The sequence below is a fragment of the Pseudolysinimonas sp. genome, assembly GCF_031389465.1.
GTDB lineage: Bacteria > Actinomycetota > Actinomycetes > Actinomycetales > Microbacteriaceae > Pseudolysinimonas_A.
Window position 1 is genome coordinate 1 of sequence record NZ_JANMSQ010000095.1, and the last position, 5605, is coordinate 5605.

The 5605-nt window shown below is 67.7% G+C and carries 7 protein-coding genes; all 7 read left to right on the forward strand.

The window, feature by feature from the left end:
- On the forward strand, positions 1–366 hold a 366-nt coding region (locus RMO30_RS03715), incomplete at its 5' end, for an ATP-binding cassette domain-containing protein (protein ID WP_309709677.1).
- Positions 366–1214 (forward strand): ABC transporter permease, encoded by an 849-nt coding sequence (locus RMO30_RS03720; RefSeq protein ID WP_309709679.1) that lies wholly within the window; start codon positions 366–368, stop codon positions 1212–1214. The genes RMO30_RS03715 and RMO30_RS03720, both read left to right, overlap by 1 nt.
- An 82-nt stretch (positions 1215–1296) precedes the next feature.
- On the forward strand, positions 1297–2466 hold the full coding sequence (locus RMO30_RS03725) for an ABC transporter substrate-binding protein (protein ID WP_309709682.1): 1170 nt from the start codon (positions 1297–1299) through the stop codon (positions 2464–2466).
- Between the two features lie 37 nt (positions 2467–2503).
- A complete protein-coding gene (locus RMO30_RS03730) occupies positions 2504–3265 on the forward strand; it encodes an SDR family NAD(P)-dependent oxidoreductase (RefSeq protein ID WP_309709685.1) in 762 nt (253 codons plus the stop codon).
- Between the two features lie 41 nt (positions 3266–3306).
- A complete protein-coding gene (locus tag RMO30_RS03735) occupies positions 3307–4635 on the forward strand; it encodes an FAD-binding oxidoreductase (RefSeq protein WP_309709688.1) in 1329 nt (442 codons plus the stop codon).
- Complete coding sequence (locus RMO30_RS03740) at positions 4632–5399, forward strand: creatininase family protein (protein ID WP_309709690.1); 768 nt, start codon at positions 4632–4634, stop codon at positions 5397–5399. Before RMO30_RS03735 ends, RMO30_RS03740 begins: the two co-directional genes overlap by 4 nt.
- On the forward strand, positions 5396–5605 hold a 210-nt coding region (locus RMO30_RS03745), incomplete at its 3' end, for a pyridoxamine 5'-phosphate oxidase family protein (protein WP_309709692.1). The genes RMO30_RS03740 and RMO30_RS03745, both read left to right, overlap by 4 nt.

Sequence of the window (5605 nt, forward strand, 5' to 3'; positions counted from 1 at the left end):
CGCCAGCTCTCCGGCGGGATGAGGATGCGCACCTCCCTTGCCCGATCGTTGACGCTCGAGCCCGAACTGTTCCTCTTCGACGAACCGTTCGGCGCACTCGACGAGATCACGCGCGAGCGACTCAACGACGAACTGCTGAAACTCTTCGCCGAAAAGCAGTTCGCCGGCCTGTTCATCACCCACTCGGTGTCGGAAGCGGTCTACCTGTCGACCAAGGTCGTCGTCATGTCGGGGCGCCCCGGGGGAATCGTCGACACCTTCGACGTGCCCTTCCCGATGCCGCGGGAACCCGACATCCGCTTCACTCCCGAGTTTGCCGAACTCGTCGGCGAAGTGTCCCACGCGCTGAGAGAGGGGCACAGCTGATGAGTGACGACAACCCGATCCTCGTCGTGGTCAACGCGGTCGCCCCGCCGGTGAGGCGTCAACGGGCCGGCAGCTACGGGCCGGCCAAGATCTGGCTCTGGCTCCCGCCGCTGCTCGTACTCGCCGCCGTCATCGGGCTCTGGTACGCCATCTCGGCCTCGCTCGGCGACCGCAGCTTCATCCTGCCGACCCCCGACCGCATCGTCGAGGTATACCTCACCGAATCGACCCGCGGCGAGATCCTCGCGGGCATGGGCGTCACGATGCAGACGATGCTCGCCGGCCTGTTCGCCGCCTCGGTGATCGGTATCGTCTGGGCGATCGCGATGACCCAGGCGAAATGGGTCGAACGCTCGACATACCCGTACGCCGTCATCCTGCAGTCGATCCCGATCCTGGCGATCACCCCGATCATCGCGTTCTGGGCGCCCGACGGGTTCACCGCCCGCACGATCGTCTGCGTGCTGATCGCCCTCTTCCCGATGGTGTCGAACACCTACTTCGGTCTGCAGTCGGTCGACCGCAGCCACCGCGAACTGTTCCGGCTGCAGAAGGCGACCCGCTGGATCGTGCTCACCAAGCTGCAACTACCGGCCGCGCAGCCGGCGATCTTCGCCGGGCTGCGCATCTCGGCCGGCCTCGCCGTGGTCGGGGCCGTCGTCGGCGACTTCTTCTTCCAGCAGGGCGTCATCGGCATCGGTGCCCTCATGCGCAAGTACCAGGCGCGCCTCCAAATGGAGGAGCTGTTCGCGTCGGTCATTCTCGCGTCGCTGTTCGGCGTCGCCGTGTTCCTGATCTTCGGCCTGATCGCTCGCCTCGCGGTCGGCAAATGGTACGACTTCGGCTGAAGCCGACGGTCGCCCGCACCACCCTGCACTACCTACCACCCCGCACCACTCACCCCTGAAGCACCCAAGAAACGGAGAACCCATGCGAATCACTCGCACCCGTGGGCTCGTCGCGGTCGGCCTCGCCTCCGCGCTCGCCCTGACGGCCTGTGCCGCCCCGGCCGCAGAGCCCGACGCCGGAACCGACCTCGAGATCGGCGCCATCGACCTCGCTGCCGCCGGCTGCCCCGCAACGGTCAAGATCGCCACCGACTGGTTCCCCGAGGCGGAGCACGGTCACCTCTACGAGCTGGTCGGACCCGACCCGACCTTTGAGGCGAGCAACGAATACTCGGTCACCGGACCGCTGATGGCGTCCGGCGAATACACCGGTGTCGACGTGACGATCGTCTCGGGCGGTTCGGCTCGCCCCGACTTCCTGCAGCCCGACGGAATGCTCTACGCGGAGGAAGACATCCTGCTCGGCTACGTCGGTAACGACGAGGCGGTCGTGCACTCGAACACCTTCCCGACGATCGGCATCTTCGCGCCGCTCGAGAAGGACCCGCAGATGATCATGTGGGATCCGGCCACGCTGACCGACGTCGAGTCGATCGCCGACCTGGGTGCCGCGGGCACCTCGATTCGGGTCTTCCCCGGCGGCTACTACATCGACTACTTCACGTCGTCGGGTGTGCTGTCGGCTGACCAGATCGACTCGACCTACGACGGCGCCCCCGATGTGTTCGTCGCCTCGGGTGGCACCATCGCCCAGCAGGGCTTTGCATCGGCCGAGCCGTACATCTACGAGAACGAGATCTCGGCCTGGGGCAAGCCCGTCGCCTACGAGCTGATCAACGACGCCGGCTACCCGAAGTACGCGGCCGTCGTCTCGACCAAGCCCGAGAACGTCACCGAGTACGCCGACTGCTTCGCCGCCCTCGTGCCGGTGCTGCAGCAGGCCGAGGTCGAGTACTACGCCGACCCGACTGAGACGAACGAGGTCATTCTCGCGGCCGTCGACGCGTACGCCACGTTCTGGGTGTACAGCGCCGCGGTTGCCGAGTACTCGGTCGAGACCCAGCTCGGAATCGGTCTGGTGAGCAACGGCCATGACGACATCGTCGGCAACGTCGACCCCGAGCGCGTGCAGTCGCTCATCGACATCGCCACCGGCATGTACGCGGACGACGCGGAGAAGGACATCCGCACCGACCTGACGGTTGAAGACCTCTTCACCGACCAGTTCATCGACCCGTCGATCGGCTTCTGAATCACATCCTGAAACACACATCCAACACAGCACAGCCATGAACGCTCCTCCGGTGACGACACCCGCCCGCCTCGCGGGACTCCGGGTCGTCGTCACCGGGGGGGCGCGTGGCATCGGCGGCGAAATCGCGTCACGCGTCGTCGCCGACGGGGCGCGAGTCGCGATCCTCGATCGTCTCGTCGCCGAAGGAACCGCGCACGCGGCCGCACTCGGGGGCACCTATCACGAAGTCGATCTGATCGACCCCGACGCCACCGCGGCAGCGACCACCGCAGCGATCGACATCCTCGGGGGCGTGGATGTGCTCGTGAACTCGGCCGGCATCTTCAAGCTCGTGCCTCTGCTCGACATCACCGTGCTCGACTGGAACACGATGTTCGCGATCAACGCCCGCGCGATGCTCACCACGATGCAGGTCTGCGTGCGGCGGATGATGGCCGACGCTCACCCGGGAAAGATCATCAACCTCGCGAGCATGGCCGCCAAGAAGGGCGGAGCCAACGAGGCGCATTACGCGGCATCGAAAGCCGCGGTCGTAGCGCTCACCCGAGCCGCGGCGCTGGAGTGGGGCTGCCACGGCATCACCGCGAACGCGCTGTGCCCCGGCTACATCCTCACCGAAATGGGCGCGACGACGCGCACCGACAACGACATCTCGACGTGGTCCGCCTCCTCTCCGCTTGGCCGTCTCGGCAAAGCGGCCGATGTCGCAGGCGTGGCGGCTTTCCTGGCCTCTGCCGACGCCGACTACCTCACCGGCCAGGCGATCAACGTGACCGGCGGAATGGTGATGCATTGAACTCCGACACCTCCCTTGGATCGAGTGCAGCGCGGAGCGCGGTGTATCGAGATCTCGACGATCTGAAGACCGAACTCACCGAGCTGCTCGGCGACCTCGCGGTCTCCGACGAGCCGGCGACGCTCGACAAGGCCTCCGCCGACGGCTCGTACCTCTCCCCCGTCATCTCCGAACAGTTGCCGCTCGGCCGAGCCGACCTCGTCGCCTACCCGCCGAGCGCCGAGCTCATCGCGGCGACGGTCGCTGCGGCGGTGCGCCATGGCATCCCGATCACGCCGCGCGGCAAGGGCACCGGCAACTACGGCCAGGCGATTCCGATGGCGGGCGGGCTCGTGCTCGACACCTCGAAGGCGCGCACCCTGCACGAGGTCGGTGACGGCTACCTCGTGGCGGATGCCGGGGCGACGATGATCTCGCTCGAGCAGGCCGCGAACAAGGCCGGGCAACAGCTGCTGATGTACCCGTCGACCGCGCAGTCAACGCTCGGCGGGTTCATCTCCGGCGGCTCGGGTGGCACGGGCTCGATCAAGAACGGCATGCTGCACACCGGCTTCGTTCAGGAGCTGTGGGTCGTGCACGGCACCGGCGACGGGGAGCTGGTGCACGTCACGGGCGCGGATGCCGACCCCTACATCCACAACTACGGCACCGCGGGCATCATCGCTCGGCTGAAGATCACCCTCGAGCCGTTGCAGGACTGGCGCGCCTTCTATTCCTCGTTCCCCGAGTTCTCGTCGGCGCTCTCGGTGATTCGCGCCTTCGCCGACCTCGACCCGACTCCGCGTTTGGTCTCGGCCGACCTCCCGACGCTCGCCGAAGCGCTGCCCTCCGATGTCGCCATCCCGCCCGGCCGCGCGAGCCTGCGGGCAATCCTCGACGCTCGAACCATCGACGCGGCCGCCCAGCTCGTGGAGGATGCCGGAGGGAGGGTCGAGGATGTGCGCGACGGCGCGCCCGCTTCGATGAAACTCAGCATGATCTCGTACAACCATCCGATCGAATGGCTGCAGAAGGCGTACCCCGGCACGTACTTCCACGTCGAAGTCTCGGGCGACGCGCTCGTCGACCGCATCGACGAGGTGCACTCCGTGTACGACGGCGGGATGCTGCACATCGAAGCCCAGCGCGGGCGACCGATCGGGATGCTGGCTGGCCGCTACACCTCGGCGGAAGACGTGTACGCGGGGTTCGCGAAGCTCGAAGCCCTCGGAGTCGGGTACCACAACCCGCACCAGTGGTTCGTCGACTTCGAGCCCGAACGCACGGCCGCCCTCGCCGCGACCACCGACCCGCACGGCCTGCTCAACCCGGGCAAACTCGTCGGCCCCGCCATCGACACCGGCAGCCAAACTGCCGACCTCCCGTCATGACCTCCCGCCGCCTCGTTGAGCTGGCCGGGCCGGCGCTTGCTTCGACCCTGACCGCCGACTCGATCGTGGTGTTGCCGACGGGGTCGATCGAGCACCACGGGCCTCACCTGCCGCTTGCGACCGACCTCCTGATGGCCGACATCCTCGCTGCCCAGATCGTCGACGGTGCGGTCGCAGCCGGCCTCGACGCCTGGCTGCTGCCGGCGCTGAGTTACACGAAGTCGGATGAACATGCCTGGGCACCCGGCACGATCTGGGTCGGCGCGCCCACCCTGCTCGACACCGTGGTCGCGATCGGCCGCGGGGTCGCAGCGACCCCGGCGCGCACACTCGTCTTCTACAACGGGCACGGCGGCAACGTCGCGCTGCTGCAGGTGGCACTGCGCGAGCTGCGGGTGCAGTTCGGGTTGCGCACGTTCCTGATGAATGTCGCGATCCCGGCAGGCGACACCGAGCAGGGTTTCGGCATCCACGGCGGGCACGGCGAGACCTCGCTCGCGATGCACCTGCGACCCGACCTCGTCGACCTCACGGGCGTGAGAGACGCCACCCCGCGGCACCTCTCCCGCTACCAACGCATCGGGTTCGCCGGCGCGCCGGTGCAGTTCGGGTGGACATCCGACGACTTCGGCACGGGCGGCGTGATCGGCGACCCCACCGGGGCCACCGCGGAATACGGTGCCGAACTCGCGACGCAACTCGTCGCAGAGGGGATCGCCTCGCTCGCCGAGATCGCCACCTTCGACCCCGGGCCTCCGTCGTGAGCCTCGCCGGCGATGCGGAGATCCGCGACAACTGGCCCGAGGATCCGTGGCAGCTGCTCGCCGAGTGGCTGCCTTCGAACGAGGATCCGGCACGCCCGGTGATGACGCTCGCGACGGCGGCAGACGGCATCCCGGATGCCCGCACCCTGCTGCTCTCGGAGTGGGACGAGCACGGCCTCTACTTCCATACCGATTCGCGCTCGCGC

Coding starts and splice junctions, on each gene's coding strand:
- RMO30_RS03720 (WP_309709679.1), top strand. CDS start 366: ATGAGTGACGACAACCCGATCCTCGTCGTGGTCAACGCGGTCGCCCCG.
- RMO30_RS03725 (WP_309709682.1), top strand. CDS start 1,297: ATGCGAATCACTCGCACCCGTGGGCTCGTCGCGGTCGGCCTCGCCTCC.
- RMO30_RS03730 (WP_309709685.1), top strand. CDS start 2,504: ATGAACGCTCCTCCGGTGACGACACCCGCCCGCCTCGCGGGACTCCGG.
- RMO30_RS03740 (WP_309709690.1), top strand. CDS start 4,632: ATGACCTCCCGCCGCCTCGTTGAGCTGGCCGGGCCGGCGCTTGCTTCG.